Source organism: Actinoallomurus sp. NPDC052274, assembly GCF_040679475.1.
GTDB classification, from domain to species: Bacteria; Actinomycetota; Actinomycetes; order Streptosporangiales; family Streptosporangiaceae; genus Actinoallomurus; species Actinoallomurus liliacearum.
In genome coordinates, this window is sequence record NZ_JBFAUT010000026.1 from 1 (window position 1) to 19,023 (window position 19,023).

Sequence of the window (19,023 nt, forward strand, 5' to 3'; positions counted from 1 at the left end):
GGGGGGGTGGGCCCGGCCCCCTCCGCCCCGCGTCCCCGGGCGCCCCGGGCGGGGGCGCCCGGGCGCGCCCCGCCCCCCCGGGCACGGCTCCCGGGTCTTCGCGCGCGGCCTGGCGCGCATCGGGGTGGTCGGGTCGTCAGGAGGCCGGGCGCGGGCAGACGCAGAAGGGGTGCCCGGCCGGGTCCAGCAGGACCCGCCAGCGTTCGCCTCCCGGCTGGAAGTCCGGGCGGGAGGCGCCCAGCTTCACGCAGCGCGCCTCGGCCTCCTCCAGGTCGTCGGCGTACAGGTCGAGGTGGTAGCGCTTGGAAGCGTCCTCGTCGGGCCAGTTCGGCGGCCGGTAGCCCTCGACGCGCCCGAAGCCGATGTTGGTCACGCCGTCGCCGATCATCGCGTAGTCGCCTTCGCGATGGGTGATCGGCATGCCGAGGACCTCGTGGTAGAACTCGGCGAGCGCGCCGGGGTCGGCGCAGTCGAAGTTGAACATGGCCAAAGAGGCGATCGCGGTCATGACGCCGCCCTTCCTTTCGTTGGTGACGAGTCGATCATTCCGGTGATACCTGACATCTTCTGGCAGGATCTTCGGCGGATCGTCATCGCCTCGGGCGGTTACCGGGGAGGCGTCAGACCTCGACGTCGACGAGGGCCCGGGCGCCGCGCCGCACGGCGGCCTGTCCGCCGGTGGCGGCCGCGACCCAGGCGTCGAACGCCGTGAGCTCCTCTTCCGGCACCGCGACGTCGATCTCGGCGCTCGGGCCGTAGCGGGCGCCGACCGGCGGGTAGGGGGTGGCGTGCAGGTCCCGCTGGAGCCGGCCGGCCCGGTCATGGCCGACGGTGACGGTGACGGTCACGACGGGGCGCCGCTCAACGACGCCCACCGCGTCGATCGTCTCGGCGACCGCCTGCCCGTAGGCGCGGACCAGGCCGCCCGCGCCGAGCTTGACGCCCCCGAAGTAGCGGGTGACCACCGCGACCACGCCGGTCAGGCCCCGGCGGCCCAGGACCTCCAGCATGGGCAGGCCGGCGGTCCCGGCCGGTTCCCCGTCGTCGCTGTTGCGGGTGATCTCCCCGTGTTCGCCCAGGACGTAGGCGGTGCAGTTGTGGGTCGCGTCCCGGTGGGCGCGGCGGCGCGCGGCGATGAACGCCTGCGCCTCCTCCTCGGTGAGGACGCGGGCCAGGGCGCAGATGAACCGGGACCGGCGGATCTCCAGCTCGTGGACACCGGAGTGCTTGATGGTGCGCATGTCACCTCCCACCGTAGGGCGCGCCCGGCGAGACGGCCGCACCACCGCCCGCGCTCGTCACCGAGCGTGACGAACGGTGCCGGGTCGCCGGGCGGGGCCGGACCGCAACCCCATCGTGTCCCGCACGGTGTCTGATGTGGTGATTCGCATCGGGCATAGTGGAACGGCCGGCCCGGACGGCCGGTGCCGGGACATGTGAGATGATCACGCTTTGATCATGCCCACGGCGGGCGGCACAGGGAGCGCGGCTGATGGAATCGTTCGAGGTCCCGGACGGGTCCCTGCCGCCGATCCCGGTCACGGAGGCTCCGGCGAGCATGGACACCGGCGAACGCGGGCGGCTCGCGGCCGTCCGCCGCTACCAGATCCTCGACTCCCCGCCGGACGCGGTGCTGGATCGCGTCGCCGCGCTGGCGGCCAGGGTCCTGGACGCGCCGATCGGGAACGTGACGATCGTCGACGAGGACCGGGTGTGGTTCGTCGCCTCGTCCGGCCTGCCGGGCGTCGCGCAGGTGAGCCGCGAGCCGGGCCTGTGCGCCGAGGCGGTGTCCCGGCCCGGGCCGTACGCCGTCGCCGACGCCACGCGGGACCCGCACGCCGCGGGGCACCCTCTGGTGGCGGGCGAGCCCGGGGTGCGGTTCTACGCGGCCGCGCCGATCACGACCGCCGACGGGCACCGCCTGGGAACGGTGAACGTCATGGGCCCTCGACCGCGCGAGGTCGCCTCGGAGAAGCTGACCGTGCTCGCCGACCTGGCGGCCCTGGCCATGGAGCACCTGGAGCTGCGGCTGTCGGCGCTGCGCGCCGCCGCCCTCGAACGCGCCGTGCACGAGACCGCCGAGCGGGAGAAGACCCAGCTGGCTGCCCTGGCCGACGCCCTGCAGCGGTCGCTGCTGCCCCCGGGCCTGCCCGAGCTGCCGCACTGTGAGATCGCCGCGCACTACCAGCCGGCGATCGAGCCGATCGGCGGGGACTTCTACGACCTGTTCCCGCTCGACGAGCACGGCCGGCGGTGGGGCCTGTTCATCGGCGACGTCGTCGGCAAGGGCGCCCAGGCGGCCGGCCGTACCTCCCTGGTCCGCTACACGCTGCGGACCGAGGCGATCACCCGCCCCAATCCCGCGCGGATGCTGACGGGCCTGGACGCGGCGATCAAACTGGACCAGGCCGTGTACGGACCCGGCGGCGCGGAGATGTGGTTCTGCACCGCCGCGGCGGCGATCGTGCGTCCCGGCCCCGACGGCGCGATCATCACGCTCGCCGCGGGCGGTCACCCCCCGCTGATCCTGCTGCGCGCCGACGGCCGGCTGGAGAGCCGGGAGCTGCGCGGGCCCATCATCGGCTGCCTCGAGGGCGCGGTGTTCGACAACGTCCACGTGGAACTGGCCGCCGGTGACACGCTGCTGCTGCACACCGACGGCCTGATCGACGCCCACCGCGGCGGTACCCGGTTCGGTGAGGACGGGCTGCACGCGTTCCTGGCCGACTGCGGCGGGCTCGCCGCGCCGGCCCTGATGGAACGCCTGCGGGGCCTGGTCGACACGTTCGACGATCCCGCCGACGACGACATCGCCATGGTCGCCCTCAGCATCCCCGCCTGACCGGAGCCGGCGCGGCCGTACCGCGCGGCCGTCTGCACTCGTCCGGCTGTGGCCGCGCCCCGAACGGAGACCGCACCGCCCCGGATGCCCGATCGGGACGGGCACGTACGCCGTGGGGCCGGTCGTCTGCTCGGGACGCTCACCGCCCTGAGTCCGGAACCGGGCGGGAACCGGTGCGGGCGGCGGCGTCGTCATCGGGTCGGCGCGGTGGCGGGCCGACCGTCGCGGGCCGGTCGGCGGCCGTCAGCAGCAGCACGGCGACCAGGATCAGGGCGGCGCCGAGGTACTGCGGCAGCAGCAGCCGTACGCCGAGGAACAGGGCCCCGGCCAGGCCGGCGACGGCCGGTTCGATCGTGCTGACGATGGCCGATTCGGTGGCCGTCACGCGGCGCAGCCCGGCGACGGACAGGCTGAAGGCCAGCGCCGTGGACACCACGACCACGACCCCGGTCAGGGCGGTCACGGTGACCGCGTCACCGATCGGATGGGCCTGCCAGGGCGGAGACCACACGAGCATGGGCACGCTCGCGAAGCTCAGCGACCACGCCGTGGTCGCTCCGGACCCGAGGACCCGGACCATGCGCGCCGAGGCGAGCATGTAGTACGCGAAGGCGACGGCGGACGCCAGGCCGAACACGACGCCGAGGGGACTGACCCGCAGGGCGGCGAGGCCGCCGCGCTGACCCAGGACGAGCAGGGCCACGCCCACCACCGCGGCCGCCAGCGCCGCCAGCCGCCGCGGCGTCGGGCGGATCTCACCGCGCAGCATCTGCCACCCGGCCGTGATGGCGATGGCGTTGTACTGCAGGAACGTGGCCGTCGCGACGTCGGAGTGCGCGATGGCCGCGAACCACGTGTACTGGGTCGCGGCCATTCCCACGATGCCCAGGACGAGAAGCCGCAGGGTCTGCCGGCCCGGCCAGGCCGGGCGGAAGACCGCCAGCAGCAGCAGCCCGGCTCCCGTCATGCGCACGGCGACCAGCCAGCGCGGGTCGATGCCGTGCCGCTGGAACAGCTCCTGGGCCGCGACACCGCCCACCCCCCACAGGACGGCGGCCGTGGCGGCGAGGATGAGGCCGACCGTGTGCTCCATCGCGCCACGCCGTCGCGCGGTGTCCTCCAGCAAGCGACCTCCTGGTCTGAGGGCGCGCTCGCCGGATCACGCCCGATTCGTGTCCATTTAGCCGGACTCGCGGTCATGATGCCAGAGGCGGATCCAGGGCCCCGGAGCCGAGGCGGCGGGCGAACGAGGAATCCCGCCAGGGAGGCCGGGTGGTACGGCTCGGTGGAACCGGGCGCAGGGCCGCGGGCCTGACATTCCGCGGCGCTGTGCCGTCGTACTGGTGAAAAGCCAAGATTCCGCACCGAACAGAAGGGACGGGTGGCGATGCCCGCGCAGCGCGAGGTAGCCGAAACCGAGATCAAGCAGCAGATCGACAACATCGTCGAAGGAATCCGCGCCAAGGACCTCGAGGGCCTGAAGCGGCTTTACGCGACGGACGTCGTGTCCTTCGACGTCGAGCCACCGCTGCAGCATGTGGGAATAGCCGCGAAACTGAAGAACTGGACGAACGCGTTCGCGTTGTTCCAGGAAGTGGATTATGAGGTTCGCGACCTGACGCTCACCGTGGGCGATGACGTGGCGTTCGGCCATCTCTTCGGCCGGCTCAGCGGCACGCTGAAGAACGGGACGGCGACGAACGGCATGTGGGTCCGGGGCACTTTCTGCTTCCGGAAGATCGACGGGAATTGGTTGATCGTGCACGACCAGGCTTCCGTCCCGTGCGACATCTCGAGCGGCAAGGGGGTGACGGACCTCGAGCCCTGAGGAGTCCTGGACATCCGGGACGCCGCCGCGCCCCCGACCTGGCTCCGCGGGCCGGGGCGCGGCGGCGTCGCTCCCGGCTAGCCGGTCGGCCGTTCGGAGGGACCATCGCCCCATCCTGTGGGCCAGCGTTCGGGACGCCCCAGGACGACCGGAAGGAGTTGCAGGTCTTCGAGGACGCCGGCCCAGGTGGCTGTCCAGAATGCGTGGTCTCGGTCTTCCGGGTCCGTTGCCTGTGCGAGCACGGTCGCCAGGTCACGGGCCGTGTCTGGAGGCAGGGCGGTCACGATCATGCCGGCGACCGCGTTCCTCCAGAAAGAGTCGATCCCCGGGCCCATGGCATGACGGCGAACATGGTCGCACGCCTCCTTCAGCCAACCCTCGCTCAGGAGCAGCCGAACGGTCTCATAGTGCACGCCGTCGTCATCGGTGCGCGCGGCCACGTCCAAGATCGCGTCTCTGGCGGCGACGGGCTCCCTGTCCGCCAGTTGAGTTGGTCATTGGTGAACGGCAGGAGTTCGCCGTCGGCGGCACCGGCCTCATACAGCGGGCGCAACTCCGCGAGGAAGAGCGGGCGGGACGTGACCAGGAAGCGGTGAGATCCGCCGTTGACGATCCGCCAGCGCAGCGCCCGGACCACGTTCTTCCGCCGACCCGGGGCGAGGATCTCGTCCAGGCCGTCCACGCACACCAGCCAGTCGACTCCGGGAGCCGGGCCGTCGACGAACATCGCGGGATCCAGCATGGTGTCGAGACGAGCCCCCAACTGCCGGGTGAGGGCCGCGGCAAGGAGTTCGGGGAACGTGCCCTGCCCGGTGAGGTCGGCCGCCGTGACGCGCACGGGTACCAGCCGGAGGAGCCGCTGATCCGGCACCGACTCGCCGTCCGGTTTCAGCCATGCCTGCGACCACCGATGGACGAGCCGCTGGACCATACTCGTCTTGCCCGTTCCCGGTGCGCCGAGGACGACGGCGTGGCGCCGTCTCAGGACGAGCTCGCCGGCCGGGACGATAGCCGGAACCTCGGATGAACGGCGGCCTGCCCGCCCGTCCGCATCTCGATCGGCCCGCACCCGTTCTCGCACATAGACCTCACCCAACGTGGGGGCGTCGGTGCCGAACAGTTCGTACGGCAGGTCGGAACTCATGTCCTCTTGAGCGGCGAGGATGACCGCGACGTCCCTTGGCAACGCGGGCGGCGCGCCATGACGCGTTCCTGCGGCGGAGGCGGCCGCCGATCTAGCCTGCCGGTGCAGCCTGGCAGAGCGGGTCCACCGCCGGTGGGCCTCGTCCTCGTCCAGGCCCAGTGCCGCCGCGAGCCGCTGAGCGAGGGGCCAGGACGGAAATCGGGCTCCGCTGAAGAACTCCGAAACACGAGCGGGAGCGACACCGGCGCGTATCGCCAGGGACTGACGGCTCTCCAGGCCTGATGACTCAAAGGCCCGCTGGTACCACGCGATCAGGGCCCGGGTGGCCTCATCGCCTCTTTCACCAGGTGCTCGGGGTGGACGCCCGGCCATGGTGCCTCCGCTTGGATTCTTCCGCCATTGTTCACCGGCGTTCCCGAACAATCGCCGCCTGACTGATTGTCATTCTCGTCATTCGTTTCACATCGCGCACCAAGAAGCCGACGGGAGCCATCCCCATGAGCCTGGTCCAGATCCTGTCCCTGCTGCTCGCCATGTCCTTCGCCCTGAACGTCGCGACCATCACCGGCCTGCTCGCCCGCACCGCCGGCACCCGCACGGCGAACGCGATCATCACGGGCGCAGGCGCGGCCGCCACCTTCCTCGGCCTGTACTTCGCCGCCGTCGCCGCCTACCACTGACCCCGGCCCACGTCGCCCCGCCCGGGTCACATCGTGCGGATCAGCTCGCAGGGCCGACGTCAGCGGCGGTTCGCCCAGGAGGCGTTCGTCGGACCGGTGAAGATCCGCTCGAGGTTCCGCAGGGCGGCGTCCAGTTCGATGAGCGCCGCGCGTACGCGGTCGGCGGGGCAGGCCGGCGTGGTGGGCGCCGGCGCCCCGAGGGAGGCCGTGCCCTGCCCCGTGGGGCGGCGGCCGACGGCGCGGCGGGCCCGGGTCAGGTCGGCGGTGACGGCGGCGTTCAGGCGCAGGATGTCGGGGGCGGCCAGCACGGCGCGGTGCTCGGCCGCGCACCGCGCGATGGCGCGGACCGGCTCGGCGAACCGCCGCACCGTGTCGATCGCGTCGGCGGGATGAGAGCGGGCGGGGCAGCCGCGCCCGCGGACGGTGCGGCGGAGCCCGCGGTGGGCGCGCAGCGGGCCCGCGATCTGTTCGAGCCGCCGTACGGCGCCGTCGAACCTGACCTGGTCGTCGGCCAGCCGCCCGGGGTCCCGGCGCGCCGCGGCCAGGAAGTCCCCGAGCACGGCCAGCGCGTCCGCGGTCCGGCGGCGCAGCACGTCGACGGACCGGATCGGCAGGATCAGCCAGGACGCCGTGACGCCCAGCACGGCGCCGAGGAGGATCGCCGTCAGCCGGGTCGCCAGCAGGTCGGCGGCGGATTGCCCGAAGTAGCCGTACAGCAGGGCGAGGACCGCGGTGACGCACCCGGCCCAGTAGGCGTAGCCGAAGTGCCGCAGCCAGGTGGCCGCGGCCAGGACGACGAAGATCACGATGATCGCGCGGGCGTCGCGTGGGCCGAACGCGCCGGCGGTCACCGTCGCGGCCACGGTGCCGGCCGCCGCGCCGGCGGTGCGCAGCACGCCCTTGTGGAGGACGTCGGCGCGGCCCCGCGCCCCACTGCACACGACGAACGCGGTGAGCACCACCCACGTCCAGTGCTCGGCGAACGCCAGGTGGCCCACGAGGAACGCGGCGCCGACGGCACCGGCCATCTGCAGGCTCATGCGCGTGCTCGCGGACGGCCGCCGCCCGGGCGCCCGGGCCGCCGCCGGCGGGGTGTACGCCGCGGCGGCCGGGCGGGTGAACCCGGTGCGGTTCGCGGCCCAGCGGGCGGTGAGTGCCCAGAACGCGGCGGTCAGCGCGACGATCGCCGCCCACAGGTCCTGGTCGCGGCCGGGCGGGGGAACGCCCGGGACCTGCCCGACGAGCACGGCGATCAGTGGCAGCACCGCGAGGGTCCCGGCCCTGGTCGCGCGCGGCCCGAACCGCCGTACCGCGATCGTGGTGCTGAGCAGGACGGTGAACATCGCGTCGCCGGCGGCGGGGTGTTCGGACATGAGCCTGGAGGTCTCGGCCGCCGCGAGCGCCAGGGGCGGTAGGGCCGCCAGGGTGATGATCCGGTCGGCCGAGTCGGCGCCGGGTCCGGTGCGCGAGAGGGTCAGTGTCAGCGCGACCGCCTGGATGAGGATGTCGACGTGCAGGCGCGCGGTGTGCTCGAGCAGCGACGCCGACCCGTACGCGGTCAGCGTCGCGGCGAGGGTGACGGCGGTCGCCCGCAGCGCCGCGAGATCCGGGTCGAGGCGCCGGACGGCGGCGGACCAGCATCGAATCTTACGTGATGCGTATGAGATCAGAGGAGTGTGGTGGCGTCGTGGCCGGTCGCTCATGGCGGAATCGTAAGTGATAGCGTAGTAATGTGAGCAAGGTGGACGAGGACACCGAACTCCGGGAGAGCGCCGCGCAGGTGCGTCAGGGCGTCACCCGGCTCGGGCGGCGGCTGCGCGCGGCGCGTGCGCCCGACGCGCTCAGCGCCAACAAGCTCGGCGTCCTGGGCCATCTGCACCGGCACGGCCCGGCCACCGCCGGGGAGCTCGCCGCCGCCGAGTACCAGCGGCCGCAGTCCCTCACCCGGGTCTTCGCCGAGCTGGAGCAGGCCGGTCTGATCACCCGGATCCGCGACGACCGCGATCGCCGGCAGTCGGTGCTGGCCATCACCCCGGCGGGGACTGCCGCGCTGGCCCGTGACATGGCCGAGCGCGACGCGTGGCTGGCCTCGGCGATGGCCGGGCTGTCGGACACCGAACGCCAGGTCCTGCGGCTCGCCGGGACGCTGATGGACCGGCTCGCCGGCGACCTCCCCCACGCCGGCCGCCAGGGCGGCCGGCCCACCGAGCACTGACGGGATCTCCCATGCACTGGTCCGAACACGCCGTCTGGTGGCACGTGTACCCGCTCGGGTTCGCCGGCGCCGAACGCCAGGCCCTGCCGCCGTCCGCGCCGCCGGTGCCTCGGCTGTCCCGCGTGGCGAACTGGCTGGACTACCTGATCGCCCTGGGCTGCAACGGGCTGGCGCTCGGGCCGGTGTTCGCCTCCCAGACCCACGGCTACGACACCGTCGACCACTTCCGCGTCGATTCGCGGCTGGGCACCGAGGAGGACCTGCTCCGGCTCGTCGAGCAGGCGTCCGAACGCGGGGTGCGGGTGCTGCTGGACGGGGTGTTCAACCACGTCGGCCGGGGTTTCCCCGCCTTCGCCGACGCCGTCGCGCACGGGCCGCGCTCACGGTACGCCTCCTGGTTCCGCCCTGCGCCCGACGGCGACTACGCGACCTTCGAGGGCCACCACCGGCTCGTCGCGCTCAACCACGACGAACCCGAGGTCGCCGACTACGTCACCGGCGTGATGACGCACTGGCTGGAGCGGGGCGTGTCCGGCTGGCGGCTGGACGCCGCCTACGCCGTGCCGGCGCCGTTCTGGCGCACCGTCACCGACCGGGTCCGGGCGCGGTTCCCCGACGCGTGGCTGATGGGCGAGGTCATCCACGGCGACTACGCCTCCTACGTCACCGAGGGCGGGCTGGACTCGGTCACGCAGTACGAGCTGTGGAAGGCGGTCTGGAGCTCGCTCAACGACCGGAACCTGTTCGAGCTGGCCTGGGCCCTGAAACGGCACAACGCCCTGCTGGAGACCTTCGCGCCCCACACCTTCGTCGGCAACCACGACGTCACGCGGATCGCCAGCCGGCTGAGCGAGCCCCGTCACTGGGAGCACGCCTTGGTGATCCTGTGCACGGTCGGCGGGATCCCCGCGATCTACTCCGGGGACGAGCAGGCGTTCCAGGGGGTCAAGGAGGACCGCGAGGGCGGCGACGACGCGATCCGTCCCGTCTTCCCCGACGATCCGGCGGGCCTGGCCGGGCACGGCCGCTCCCACCACCGGCTCCACCAGGACCTCATCGGGTTCCGGCGGCGGCACCCGTGGCTGGTCCGCGCCCGTACCGAGGTGACGACGCTGACCAACACCGCGATCGTCTACACCGCCGGTCACGACGGCGAGGCCGTGGCGGTCGCCCTCAACGCCGCCGACCGGCCCGCCGAGCTCCCCCTGCCGCCCGGCGGCTGGGCGCACGCCGCGGGCGGCGGGCGGATCCACGAAGGACGGGTGAGCCTGCCCCCGCAGGGCTGGGCGATCGCCACCTCAGGCGGCCGACCGGTGCGCGTAACCATCTGATCGCTATGGGTATGGGCGGGTGCGCCTACTTGCACGGTTGTGCCCGTTGAGTTCTTTAAGTGATGGGGGCGACGGGCATTCCGGCGAGTGGGCGGCGTCGTCGGCGGAACAGCCCCCGCGGCGCCGGTGAGCACCACACGTCCGGCCGAGGTCAACGGCGGAGTACGGACGGCAGGTCTGATCTCAGCGGAATAGCGGCAGCGAGCCGACGAGCTTGTTGACCTGCTTGCGCGGGCCGTACAGGCCGACACCGACACTGGCCAGTTGGGCGGTCGGGGTGGCCGCCATCTTGTCGATGTATTCCTCGTATGTCCTGCAACCCTGGGCGAGGGAACTGAAGCCGACGAAGAACATCCCGTCCTGCGCGGCCGCGGTCTGCACGATGGTGCCGACCTGCTCGCGCGGCGCCACCAGGATCGGCAGCGGGGTGTAGATGATGCCGGGATGGGCCACGCCATCGGCGTCCTTCACGTCCACGCCGACGAGTCCCTCGACGCGGTGCCCCATGGTCAGCGAGAGCACACTCGCCGCGTTGACCGCGAGTCCCGTGGGCAGCTCGGCGCTGACCACGATCGCGCACTTGAACTCTGGCCGGTTTGTCATGCGTTGCCCTCTGTGTTTGATCTTGCCGCGTTCGATACTGCCGTGGGCCTGTCGCTCTTTCGCTGGTACAGGCCGGATACCACGCCGACGATGACGACGGCACCGCCGATGATCTGTTGCACGCCGACGGCTTCCCCGGCCAGCGACGCCGCCCACACCAGGCCCGCCACCGGGACGATGTTGAGCATGTTGACCGCCACGCTGGGCGACAGCCCGCGCAATCCGTGGTTGTAGAGAAGGAACGCGGCCACCGAGCAAAGCCCGGCCAGGAACAGCATGCGGCCGAGGTTGGCCGGTGACGGCCAGACCCAGCGGTCCGTTTCGAACAGCGACATCGCGATGAAAGCGAGCGCTCCGGCCAGCGTCTGGTAGTACGTCACCACGACCGGCGAGGCGCCCGAGGCGTCGTGCTGCGCCACCAGGTTGTACCCGGCCCAGACGAGCCCGCCAAGGATCAGCAACGTGTCGCCCCACAACCGGTTCGCGAGGTCACCGCCCGTCCCGCCCCGCACCACCAGCCAGACCCCGCCGATGGCGATGACCATGCCGGCCAGCCGGACGACCGACAGCATGGCCCGCCGCATGACCAACTCGAGGGCCAGGGTGATGATCGGGTACGAGGCGACGATCAGCGTCGCGTCGGAGGCCGTCGCCAGGTCGACGCCGAGGTTCTCCACGGCGAAGTACGCTGCGATGCCCAGCAGCCCGGCCAGGCCGATGAACAACCGCTGCCGGACCGTCGGCAGCCGCCGGTCCCGCCTGGTGTGGACCACTGCGGCCAGGATGAGGGCGGCGAGGCTGAACCGGATCGCGCCGATCGTCATCGGCGGGATTTCCGCCAGTGCCACCTTGGTGACCGCGAACGACGTGCTCCAGATCAGCGCTGCCGCCAGGACGGAGGAGACCGCCAGGGTGCGCCCGCGTCGGCGCACGGGTTTCGCGGGGCGTGCCGCGGCGGTGAGTTCGGCGAGATCGCCGTCACACAGGAGCATGACGCCAAAGGTAGCGGGTACTGCGGATCTTCCCGGCTATGGTCGTGCTAGGTTCGGAAATTCACCGAAAATCTCGAATTCTGCACGGAAACAAGGTGTTCGCGATGGTGCTGGACGAACTTGACACGGCGCTGCTCACGCTCCTGCAGGAGGACGCCCAGCTGACGAACAAGGAGCTGGCCGCCCGCCTGCACGTGGCGCAGTCCACCTGTCTGGAACGCATCCGCAGGCTGACCAAGCGCGGCATCCTGCGTGGTCGGCACGCCGAGGTGGACCTGCGGAAGATCGGCCGTGGCACCCAGGCGATGGTGGCCGTGCAGTTGCGCCCACCGGACCGCACGGTGATCGAGTCGTTCCAGGCCTTCGTGGCGAGCCTGCCGGAAGTACTGTCGTACTTCGTCATGTCCGGCAGCGACGACTTCCTGCTGCACATCGCGGTGGCCGACAACGATCAGCTCAGCGCCTTCATCCTGGACCGCCTCACCAAGCGGCGGGAGATCGTGCACGTGCAGACCTCGGTGATCTTTAGTCATGTCCGGCGTTCCGTGATCGTGCCCCTGCCGAGCGAGGAGGAATCATGACAGGTCGACGCGCTGCCCGGTACTACGGGCGCACGCGCCGCCGCCCGTCGGTCACGACTCCCGAACACCCAGGTCGGGGGTACGGATGACGACATGCGCCGTACCCGGCTGGGCGCTTCAACGAATGCGCTGATGCCAATCCGCCAGAAGCGGTGTCACGGCCCGTAGGTCCCCGCCGTCCACCGTCGTCGAGGCCCTGTCACGCGCCTGCTGGTCCGCGTTGAAGGCGACACCGAGGCCGACTTCGTCGAACAGCGGCAGGTCCGACCGGCTGTCGCCGATGGCGGCGCACTGGGACGGGCCGAAGCCGAGGTTCTCCGCGTAGCGCAGCGCGAAGTCGCGTTTACCGAACTCATCGAAGGTGGCCCGCACTCGGCCGGTGAAGGACCCGTTGAGGATTTCCAGCTCAGGTCCGCAGTAGGCGGCGAACCCGAACCTCTTCCCGAGATGCTTCCCGATCGGCTGCCAGGCCAGGGTGGCCAGTACCGGTAGCAGACGATGAGCACGGCACCACTGGACTGTCTCCGCGATCCCGTCGACGAGCGGCAGTTGAGTCAGCCAGTCGTCGATCTCCCGTTCGGTGCGGTCCGCCCATGCGAGGGCGTCCACCGCCGCGATCTCGGGGTTGGTCAATTGACCGGCCGCGTAGGCTGCCTCGGCCTTGGCCATCTCCTCCTCCGTGCCCAGATATCGGGCTACGTGGACAGCAGAGCCGGGGGCGGGTACGAGGGTGCCGTCAATGTCGACGAAGACTATGCCGTCCCATGCCGACGGGTCGGAAACGACCTTCCACCCGTCACGGTGCTCCCTCACAACCCGCTCCTTTCGCCGTGCGAACAGTCCTGGGGCCTTGCATTTTCGTTCCGATGCCGGTCGACCCCCGTTTCCGCGCGAAGGAAGTCGTCGCCGCTCACCTATGAAAGACCCGGCCGGTAGTTGCCGATGTGTCAGGCGTCTCGCCTGCTGATGGCTCGGTAGGCGATCAGGACGAGGACGGCGGCGAGGGCGAGGAAGAGTCCCGCTTCGATGAACTGGAAGGTCCAGTATCGGGATGCCGGCTGGTAGTGCACGACCATGCGATATCCGTCGGCGGACAGGCACTGTCGCACGCTGTCGGGGTTGTTCAAGACGCAGTTGGCCGGGATCGCCTGCTGGATGTTCCAGTCGTTTCCGCCGATCACGTGGCCGACGACCTGACCGGTGGGATCGAGGACCTGTCCACCGAACTGCCAGGAGCCGCTGAGCAGCCCCCCGTGCAGGCGCGACAGCGGCAGGTTCGCGGTTTTCATCGGCAGATAATGTGGCCGGACGAAGCTCTGCAGCACCAGCAGCAGTGTGGTGAATCCGGCCACGGTCACGCCCAGCGCCGGCAGTGTACGCCGCAGCACGGCTCCGGCCGCGATGCCCAGCGCCACCGCGAACACTGCGTAGGCGACCGGGACCACGCCTTGCACATCGAACTTGAACGGGTCGAACCGGTGGTGGTTGAGCGCGTTCTCGGTTCGCGACCACCAGGTCACCGACGCGGCAACGACCGAGCCCCACACGGCGGCCGCCGACAGCGCCCAGCCGATCTTCGTCAGCAGCCATCGCCGGCGGGGTATCGATTGGGTCCAGACGAACTGCTGGGTGCCCTGCTCGTACTCCCCGGCCACCAGCGGAGCGCCCCAGAAGACTCCCAGCAGGATCGGCACGCCGACGGTCAGCGGCACCGCCGTGGTCAGCGCGGACCAGCCACTTCCCTGGAACAGTCCCAGGTTGCCGCAGTCTCCGGCGGTGCCGCAGTGGGCCAATGCCGAGTGGTAGTCGGAGTTCATCACCGCGCCGGTGACGATCAGCAGTACCGCCAGCGCACCCACAAGGGTGGCGGTGTAGGTGAACTGCCTGCGGTACTGCGTCCACACGAGCCAGATCATCGGGCCTCTCCGGTCGTCGCAAGCGGGGCGGGCCTACCGCTAAGGCCCATGTAGGCGAGGATCAACTCCTCCAGGTCCGGCTCGGCCACCTCCCAGCGGGGGTCGTGCAGCGGGCCGTTCAGGCGCACCAGCAGGGTGCTCTGCCGGGCGGTGTGGGTGGTCTTGACTACCGTGTGGTCGCGTTCGATCGCCGTGATGTCGCGGCGCGGCCCCATCAGGATCCGGTGCTGGGCCAGGATGTCGTCGATGTCGCCGGCCAGGCGGAGGCGGGAGGAATCGAGCAGGATCAGGTGGTCGCAGACCCGTTCCAGGTCATGCACCAGGTGCGATGACATCAGTACGGTCAAGTCGCCGTCGGCGACCGCCTCGGTGAGTGAGGCGAGGAACTGGTGGCGGGCGAGCGGGTCCAGCGCGGCCACCGGTTCGTCGAGCAGCAGTACGCGCGGCTTCTTGGCCAGCGTGAGCGCCAGCGCCAGCTGGGTGCGCTGTCCACCTGACAGCGTCGCCACCGGCCGGTCCAGCGCGATGCCCAGCGCACCCATTCGCTCCCGGGCCGCGTCTGCGTCCCATCGGGCGTTGAGGTGGCCGCCGAGCGCGATGTGGCCGGCGGCGGTCATCCGCCGGTACAACGGGATGTCCTGGGCCAGGAAGCCGATGTCGGCCAGGAACGCCGCGTCGTCGGGGTCGGGGCGGCGGCCCAGTACCGCGGCCTCACCCTCGCTCGGGCGGGCCAGGCCGCACAGCACCCGCAGCAGCGTGGTCTTCCCGGCCCCGTTCGGCCCGATCAGCGCCGACACCCGGCCTGCCGGCACCTCGATGTCGCAGTCCTCCAGTGCCGTCTTGGCGCGGAACCGTTTGGTCAGCCCATGGGTCTCCACGGCGAGGGGTTGTTCCATGCTCATGCCACTCCTTCCTCCTCGGCCGCCCGCAGTGTGATGCGCAGCAGCGACTCCATCGCCTCGTCGTCGAGCCCGGCCTCACGCGCCTCGGCCACCCACCGGGCCAGGCTGCGCCCCAGCCGGGTGTGCGTGCCCGGCGGCGGCCCGGCCGGACGGCCGACCACGAACGTGCCCTGACCGGCACGCCCTTCCACCAGCCCGTCCCGTTCCAGCTCGCGGTAGGCCTTCAGCACCGTGTTGGGATTGACCGCCACCTCACCGACGACCTCCTTGACCGTCGGCAACTGGTCACCGGGCGCCAGCAGGCCCATTCGCAGCGCCTGCCGCACCTGCTGGACGATCTGCAGATACGGCGGCACCCCGGTCCGGCCCTCGATTCGAAAACTGATCATCTGATCCACCTAATCATCTAACTAACTAGAGTATTGGCCTATGTGTACGCCTCCGTCAAGAAGAACCAGTCGGATCCGGGCGGTTCGCACGGACGGATCCCGCCGTCGACACCGAGCAGCAGCCGGGGAACGGCTGACCACGAGCGGGGCGGCGATCGGAAAGTGGTCGCCGCCCCGGGGTGGTGGCGGTCAGTCCCATCTGGTCCCGGCAGGGATCCGGAGGGTCGTGTTGATGCGGTTGAAGAAGTTGGTGATCGCCACCATGAGCACCAGGGCTGCGAGCTGCCGCTGGTCGTAATGCCGAACGGCCTCGGCCCAGATCTCGTCGGTGACCGCGCCGGGCCGGTCGGAGAGCCTGGTCGCGGCCTCGGCGGGCGCGAGCGCGGCCCGCTCGGCGTCGTCGAAGAGCGGGTTCTCGTACCAGGCGGCGAGGGCGTACAGCTTCTCGGGGCTGACACCGGCCTTGGCCGCGCGCGTGGCGCCGGCGTCGACACAGGCGCTGCAGCCGTTGATCTGGCTCGCGCGCAGATGCACGAGCTCAAGCGTCTGACGCGGTACGCCGCTGGCGTACACCTCCGTGAAAAGGTGCTGGACGGCCGGTGTGATGTCGGGTCCGCCCGCCGCGTTCTGGATGCGTGCTGCCATCTCTCCTCCAGGGAACCGTGGATCGGTGAACGGCACTACGCCGTCCGGCCGCGGCGGAAGGTAACGCCGGTCCGGGAGTTACCTCACCGGCGCGCGATGCGTCCTGGTGGTGACACCGCCGTACGCCAAGGAGAACCGTGACCGAAGAGGAAGAGCTCGCCGCGGAGTTCGAGACACAGCGCTCGTATCTTCACGCGATCGCGTTCCGCATGCTCGGCTCGCACGCCGACGCGGATGACGCCGTCCAGGAGGCGTGGCTGCGGCTCGCGCGCTCCGGCCGTGGCGGCATTGAGGACCTGCGCGGCTGGCTCACCACGGTGACGAGTCGGATCTGCCTGGACGCGCTCCGCAGGCGCGGGGCGCGGGGCGAGCAGTCCCTCGAACTTCACGTCGGCGCACTCCCCGGGGAGGCGATCGAACTCCCGAATCGACCCCGCGGAGGAGGCCGTGCTCGCCGAGTCCGTCGGCCTCGCGCTGTACGTCGTCATGGACGCCCTCACGCCGGCGGAACGGGTGTCGTTCGGGGGCGGCCGGAATACGCCAGAAAGCAGGTGGTCGGGGGTGCTATTCACCTCCTCTGGGCCCCTTTTAGCTGGTCGCAGACGTGAAGGGGTGCCGCGATCAGGAGCTGGGGAATCTGTGGACCGCCATTGGCGGTACCTGTCGGTAGCTTAAGGCGGGTGCAGGTGACCGGCCGTACACGCTGCCTGGCCCCCCGACTGGGTCCCGAGCCCGGGCAGGGGGCTGGTCTGGCACGTCTCTTGGTCTAGGTGTCTTTGTTGGTGGAGGGTCTGATTGCAGTAAGCAGCCGTTTGCGTTCTGGGGTGTAGTGCCACCACGGTCGGGCGGGTCGTCCTTCGGCTTGGTCGACGGCGGACATGATGGTGTCGAGCAGGCACGGGTCCAGGGCCTCGCCGGCGGCGGCCGACATCTGCGCGTACAGTTCGATCGGGTCCCTGCCTGTCAGCTGTGCGCTGCGGGTGATCCCGACGCGTGCGAAGTAGCCGGCCACCGCCCGGCCGACGTTGACCAGGTCGGTGAGGTCGGAACCGGCCGGGTCCTTGCGGTCGTGGGAGTTCACGGTGTCGCCTCCTTGGCCGGTGTCCGGCGCGTCTGGTCGAGGGCGTCGGCGAGCAGGCCGATCTGCCGGGGATCGCCCGAGCAGGGCAGCAGTACCAGGTCGTCGGCGCCCGCCGCGGTTAGGCGGTCGATCTCCAGGCGTAGCCGCTCGGGGCCGGTCAGCAGGTCGGGCTGGATGTGAGGAAGGTAGTCGGGGCCGTAGTAGTGCGCCACGTAGGCTTCGGCAGTCTGGGCCGCGCCGAGTCCCAGGCAGAAGTAGCGCTCGACGATGATGCGCGGCCTTCCGGGTCGTGCGGCCCGGGCCCATTCCCGGTGGACGGCCTCGACGCCCTGTTCGAGGGTTCGCAGGCCGAAGGACGGGGCCACCCAGCCGTCGGACAGGCGGGCGGCTCGAGCGAACGCGGCGGGTACCAGACCGGCCAGGAGCAGTCCGGGGCGGCCTTCGGGGAGGGCGGGGACCGGGCCGGAGGCTCCGGTCGTCTCGCCGCGCCACACGGCGCGCATCGCCGCGAGGCCGGCCTCGAACGCGGCGCCGCGCCGGGTCGTCGGCGCACCGCTGGCGGCGTAGTCCTCGGGCCAGCCGCCCATGCCCAGGCCCACGGTCAGCCGTCCGGCGCACAGCCGCTCCAGCGAGTCGATCTGCTTGGCCAGCTGCACGGGGTTGCCGCGGTAACCGGTGTTGAGGACGGTGGTCAGCAGCTCGATGCGTTCGGTGCGGGCCGCTGCGGCGGCCAGCGTGACCAGCGGGTCCAGGTTGTCGTACACCAGCCGGTCGATCACCCCCAGGGAGGCGAAGCCGCGCTCCTCGCTTTCCGCGGCCCAGCGCCCGATGACCGTGGCGTCGGTGTCCGGCACGGCGGCGGGCAGCCCGATTCCGACTCGCAAGACTTCCTCCCGTGATTGTGGTTGTGTGCAGGTTCGGATGAGGTGCCGTGGGGGGCGGCCGCGTCACCGTCAAGGACGCCGCGATGGCGCCTGCGCACCGCGTCGGAGCGGGGCCGTGTCCTGAACGGCTCGGGGCCCTGCGGTTCCGGCCGCGCCGTCATGCCGGCGCCCCCTTCGGGGGGATGTTGAAGTTGATCCGGAAGACGTTGCCGGGGTCGTAGACGGCTTTGAGCTCGGTCAGGCGGGTGTAGTCGCCGGGCCGATAGGCGGTGCGGACGACGGCCGGGTCGGTGTCCTCGATACCGGCGAAGTTGATGTTGGTGCCCCCAGTGCTCCAGGGACGTATGTCCGCCAGGAACCGATCGCGCGCCTCCCGGCTCCCGGGGGCGGCCGTCGCGCCGGTGAACAGGGAGAACACCGCGTCCCTGCCGCCGACGCAGTTGGGGATCTCGGGCGGACGGGTGTAGGCGCCGTCGAAGTGCCGCAGCTCGGTGATGAACGGCGGCTGCGCGTCCGGTCCGGTGTGGGCCAGGAGCGTGTCGACCGCGTCCTTGCCGATGTCCCGCAGGAGTACGTTGCGGTCATAGGCCGCGTAGGGGGTATCGGTGGGCTCGTGATGGATGGTGCCGACCTCGGCGTAGGGCATGTCCCGCACCGTGTCCATCAAGGTGGGGCCGATCTCTCGCAGCGGCTGGATCAGTTCCTGTCCGCCTTCGGCGTCACTGAAGGCGATCCGTACATGCGTGACGAACCTGCCGCGCAGCGGCGCCGGCACCGCGGGCAGGTCCGGGTTCTGGGCCAGCAGCACCGAGGAGGCCATGTGCTCCGGCAGCGAACGGGTCCATTCGGTGTAGGCGTGCAGGACGTCGCCGGTGGCGTCGGCGGGGAAGTAGAGGCCGCCTCCGTACAGCCGCGACACCGAGAACAGCTCGATCTCCATGCCGACGACGACGCCGAAGTTGTCCTTGCCCCCGCGCACCGCCCAGAACA

At 71.1% G+C, this 19,023-nt stretch carries 23 protein-coding genes and 1 pseudogene; 7 read left to right on the plus strand and 17 right to left on the minus strand.

The window, feature by feature from the left end; all coding sequences use genetic code 11:
- Positions 1-136: 136 nt before the first annotated feature.
- Positions 137-508: a VOC family protein gene (locus tag AB0K82_RS22420; RefSeq protein ID WP_364399661.1), complete on the minus strand. Its 372-nt coding sequence runs from the start codon at positions 506-508 to the stop codon at positions 137-139.
- A gap of 112 nt (positions 509-620) precedes the next feature.
- On the minus strand, positions 621-1,241 hold the full coding sequence (locus AB0K82_RS22425; RefSeq protein WP_364399664.1) for a YigZ family protein: 621 nt from the start codon (positions 1,239-1,241) through the stop codon (positions 621-623).
- Positions 1,242-1,492: 251 nt separating this feature from the next.
- Between AB0K82_RS22425 and AB0K82_RS22430 the strand changes: the two genes are divergently transcribed.
- Complete coding sequence (locus AB0K82_RS22430) at positions 1,493-2,842, plus strand: GAF domain-containing SpoIIE family protein phosphatase (protein ID WP_364399667.1); 1,350 nt, start codon at positions 1,493-1,495, stop codon at positions 2,840-2,842.
- A 139-nt stretch (positions 2,843-2,981) separates the two neighbouring features.
- Here AB0K82_RS22430 and AB0K82_RS22435 read toward each other — a convergent pair whose 3' ends face one another.
- Positions 2,982-3,968 carry a DMT family transporter gene (locus AB0K82_RS22435; protein ID WP_364399670.1) on the minus strand — a complete coding sequence of 329 codons (987 nt, stop codon included), beginning with the start codon at positions 3,966-3,968 and terminating at the stop codon, positions 2,982-2,984.
- Positions 3,969-4,229: 261 nt separating this feature from the next.
- Here AB0K82_RS22435 and AB0K82_RS22440 point away from each other — a divergent pair, with 261 nt between their 5' ends.
- Entirely contained in the window at positions 4,230-4,670 is a 441-nt protein-coding gene (locus AB0K82_RS22440) for a nuclear transport factor 2 family protein (RefSeq protein WP_364399965.1), read from the plus strand.
- A 77-nt stretch (positions 4,671-4,747) separates the two neighbouring features.
- Here the strand turns inward: AB0K82_RS22440 and AB0K82_RS22445 are convergent, their stop codons facing one another.
- The 3 genes and pseudogenes from AB0K82_RS22445 to AB0K82_RS22455 form a co-directional block, all read right to left on the minus strand.
- Entirely contained in the window at positions 4,748-5,110 is a 363-nt protein-coding gene (locus AB0K82_RS22445) for a hypothetical protein (protein ID WP_364399974.1), read from the minus strand.
- The gene (locus tag AB0K82_RS22450) at positions 5,053-5,814 is read right to left on the minus strand and encodes a hypothetical protein (protein ID WP_364399976.1); all 762 of its coding nucleotides are present in this window, start codon (positions 5,812-5,814) and stop codon (positions 5,053-5,055) included. Before AB0K82_RS22450 ends, AB0K82_RS22445 begins: the two co-directional genes overlap by 58 nt.
- Before the next feature lie 147 nt (positions 5,815-5,961).
- A pseudogene (locus AB0K82_RS22455) lies at positions 5,962-6,186 on the minus strand (helix-turn-helix transcriptional regulator); the annotation flags it as partial.
- Positions 6,187-6,311: 125 nt separating this feature from the next.
- Between AB0K82_RS22455 and AB0K82_RS22460 the strand changes: the two are divergent.
- The gene (locus AB0K82_RS22460; protein WP_364399673.1) at positions 6,312-6,494 is read left to right on the plus strand and encodes a hypothetical protein; all 183 of its coding nucleotides are present in this window, start codon (positions 6,312-6,314) and stop codon (positions 6,492-6,494) included.
- A gap of 59 nt (positions 6,495-6,553) precedes the next feature.
- Here the strand turns inward: AB0K82_RS22460 and AB0K82_RS22465 are convergent, their stop codons facing one another.
- On the minus strand, positions 6,554-8,197 hold the full coding sequence (locus AB0K82_RS22465; protein ID WP_364399676.1) for an FUSC family protein: 1,644 nt from the start codon (positions 8,195-8,197) through the stop codon (positions 6,554-6,556).
- A 29-nt stretch (positions 8,198-8,226) separates the two neighbouring features.
- On the opposite strand from AB0K82_RS22465, the gene AB0K82_RS22470 reads away from it, so the two are divergent.
- Both AB0K82_RS22470 and AB0K82_RS22475 read left to right on the plus strand, forming a co-directional pair.
- Entirely contained in the window at positions 8,227-8,709 is a 483-nt protein-coding gene (locus AB0K82_RS22470) for a MarR family transcriptional regulator (RefSeq protein ID WP_364399679.1), read from the plus strand.
- A gap of 11 nt (positions 8,710-8,720) precedes the next feature.
- Complete coding sequence (locus tag AB0K82_RS22475; protein WP_364399682.1) at positions 8,721-10,040, plus strand: alpha-amylase family protein; 1,320 nt, start codon at positions 8,721-8,723, stop codon at positions 10,038-10,040.
- A gap of 183 nt (positions 10,041-10,223) precedes the next feature.
- Here AB0K82_RS22475 and AB0K82_RS22480 read toward each other — a convergent pair whose 3' ends face one another.
- Complete coding sequence (locus AB0K82_RS22480; RefSeq protein WP_364399685.1) at positions 10,224-10,643, minus strand: DUF2000 domain-containing protein; 420 nt, start codon at positions 10,641-10,643, stop codon at positions 10,224-10,226.
- The gene (locus AB0K82_RS22485) at positions 10,640-11,635 is read right to left on the minus strand and encodes a DMT family transporter (RefSeq protein WP_364399688.1); all 996 of its coding nucleotides are present in this window, start codon (positions 11,633-11,635) and stop codon (positions 10,640-10,642) included. The genes AB0K82_RS22480 and AB0K82_RS22485 overlap by 4 nt, the downstream gene beginning before the upstream one ends.
- A 104-nt stretch (positions 11,636-11,739) precedes the next feature.
- Here AB0K82_RS22485 and AB0K82_RS22490 point away from each other — a divergent pair, with 104 nt between their 5' ends.
- Positions 11,740-12,216, plus strand: a complete 477-nt coding sequence (locus tag AB0K82_RS22490; RefSeq protein WP_364399691.1) for an Lrp/AsnC family transcriptional regulator — start codon at positions 11,740-11,742, stop codon at positions 12,214-12,216.
- Between the two features lie 117 nt (positions 12,217-12,333).
- Here the strand turns inward: AB0K82_RS22490 and AB0K82_RS22495 are convergent, their stop codons facing one another.
- From AB0K82_RS22495 to AB0K82_RS22515, 5 genes are all read right to left on the minus strand, one after another.
- Positions 12,334-13,029 carry a haloacid dehalogenase-like hydrolase gene (locus AB0K82_RS22495; RefSeq protein ID WP_364399694.1) on the minus strand — a complete coding sequence of 232 codons (696 nt, stop codon included), beginning with the start codon at positions 13,027-13,029 and terminating at the stop codon, positions 12,334-12,336.
- Between the two features lie 134 nt (positions 13,030-13,163).
- On the minus strand, positions 13,164-14,132 hold the full coding sequence (locus AB0K82_RS22500) for a hypothetical protein (RefSeq protein ID WP_364399697.1): 969 nt from the start codon (positions 14,130-14,132) through the stop codon (positions 13,164-13,166).
- Entirely contained in the window at positions 14,129-15,034 is a 906-nt protein-coding gene (locus tag AB0K82_RS22505; protein ID WP_364399700.1) for an ABC transporter ATP-binding protein, read from the minus strand. The genes AB0K82_RS22500 and AB0K82_RS22505 overlap by 4 nt, the downstream gene beginning before the upstream one ends.
- On the minus strand, positions 15,031-15,423 hold the full coding sequence (locus AB0K82_RS22510) for a GntR family transcriptional regulator (RefSeq protein WP_364399703.1): 393 nt from the start codon (positions 15,421-15,423) through the stop codon (positions 15,031-15,033). Before AB0K82_RS22510 ends, AB0K82_RS22505 begins: the two co-directional genes overlap by 4 nt.
- Positions 15,424-15,612: 189 nt before the next feature.
- Positions 15,613-16,068 (minus strand): carboxymuconolactone decarboxylase family protein, encoded by a 456-nt coding sequence (locus AB0K82_RS22515; protein ID WP_364399705.1) that lies wholly within the window; start codon positions 16,066-16,068, stop codon positions 15,613-15,615.
- A 137-nt stretch (positions 16,069-16,205) separates the two neighbouring features.
- On the opposite strand from AB0K82_RS22515, the gene AB0K82_RS22520 reads away from it, so the two are divergent.
- Positions 16,206-16,676 carry a sigma factor gene (locus tag AB0K82_RS22520; protein WP_364399708.1) on the plus strand — a complete coding sequence of 157 codons (471 nt, stop codon included), beginning with the start codon at positions 16,206-16,208 and terminating at the stop codon, positions 16,674-16,676.
- Positions 16,677-16,834: 158 nt separating this feature from the next.
- Here the strand turns inward: AB0K82_RS22520 and AB0K82_RS22525 are convergent, their stop codons facing one another.
- The 3 genes from AB0K82_RS22525 to AB0K82_RS22535 form a co-directional block, all read right to left on the minus strand.
- Entirely contained in the window at positions 16,835-17,149 is a 315-nt protein-coding gene (locus tag AB0K82_RS22525; protein WP_364399711.1) for a helix-hairpin-helix domain-containing protein, read from the minus strand.
- On the minus strand, positions 17,146-18,033 hold the full coding sequence (locus AB0K82_RS22530; RefSeq protein ID WP_364399714.1) for an LLM class flavin-dependent oxidoreductase: 888 nt from the start codon (positions 18,031-18,033) through the stop codon (positions 17,146-17,148). Before AB0K82_RS22530 ends, AB0K82_RS22525 begins: the two co-directional genes overlap by 4 nt.
- 157 nt (positions 18,034-18,190) lie before the next feature.
- A complete protein-coding gene (locus AB0K82_RS22535) occupies positions 18,191-19,012 on the minus strand; it encodes a BBE domain-containing protein (RefSeq protein WP_364399717.1) in 822 nt (273 codons plus the stop codon).
- Positions 19,013-19,023: the final 11 nt, after the last annotated feature.

What these genes read in the sequence shown, in the direction of transcription:
- AB0K82_RS22420 (WP_364399661.1), bottom strand. Translation starts at nt 508, where the DNA reads ATGACCGCGATCGCCTCTTTGGCCATGTTCAACTTCGACTGCGCCGAC.
- AB0K82_RS22425 (WP_364399664.1), bottom strand. Translation starts at nt 1,241, where the DNA reads ATGCGCACCATCAAGCACTCCGGTGTCCACGAGCTGGAGATCCGCCGG.
- AB0K82_RS22430 (WP_364399667.1), top strand. Translation starts at nt 1,493, where the DNA reads ATGGAATCGTTCGAGGTCCCGGACGGGTCCCTGCCGCCGATCCCGGTC.
- AB0K82_RS22440 (WP_364399965.1), top strand. Translation starts at nt 4,230, where the DNA reads ATGCCCGCGCAGCGCGAGGTAGCCGAAACCGAGATCAAGCAGCAGATC.
- AB0K82_RS22450 (WP_364399976.1), bottom strand. Translation starts at nt 5,814, where the DNA reads ATGAGTTCCGACCTGCCGTACGAACTGTTCGGCACCGACGCCCCCACG.
- AB0K82_RS22460 (WP_364399673.1), top strand. Translation starts at nt 6,312, where the DNA reads ATGAGCCTGGTCCAGATCCTGTCCCTGCTGCTCGCCATGTCCTTCGCC.
- AB0K82_RS22465 (WP_364399676.1), bottom strand. Translation starts at nt 8,197, where the DNA reads ATGAGCGACCGGCCACGACGCCACCACACTCCTCTGATCTCATACGCA.
- AB0K82_RS22475 (WP_364399682.1), top strand. Translation starts at nt 8,721, where the DNA reads ATGCACTGGTCCGAACACGCCGTCTGGTGGCACGTGTACCCGCTCGGG.
- AB0K82_RS22480 (WP_364399685.1), bottom strand. Translation starts at nt 10,643, where the DNA reads ATGACAAACCGGCCAGAGTTCAAGTGCGCGATCGTGGTCAGCGCCGAG.
- AB0K82_RS22485 (WP_364399688.1), bottom strand. Translation starts at nt 11,635, where the DNA reads ATGCTCCTGTGTGACGGCGATCTCGCCGAACTCACCGCCGCGGCACGC.
- AB0K82_RS22490 (WP_364399691.1), top strand. Translation starts at nt 11,740, where the DNA reads ATGGTGCTGGACGAACTTGACACGGCGCTGCTCACGCTCCTGCAGGAG.
- AB0K82_RS22500 (WP_364399697.1), bottom strand. Translation starts at nt 14,132, where the DNA reads ATGATCTGGCTCGTGTGGACGCAGTACCGCAGGCAGTTCACCTACACC.
- AB0K82_RS22505 (WP_364399700.1), bottom strand. Translation starts at nt 15,034, where the DNA reads ATGAGCATGGAACAACCCCTCGCCGTGGAGACCCATGGGCTGACCAAA.
- AB0K82_RS22510 (WP_364399703.1), bottom strand. Translation starts at nt 15,423, where the DNA reads ATGATCAGTTTTCGAATCGAGGGCCGGACCGGGGTGCCGCCGTATCTG.
- AB0K82_RS22515 (WP_364399705.1), bottom strand. Translation starts at nt 16,068, where the DNA reads ATGGCAGCACGCATCCAGAACGCGGCGGGCGGACCCGACATCACACCG.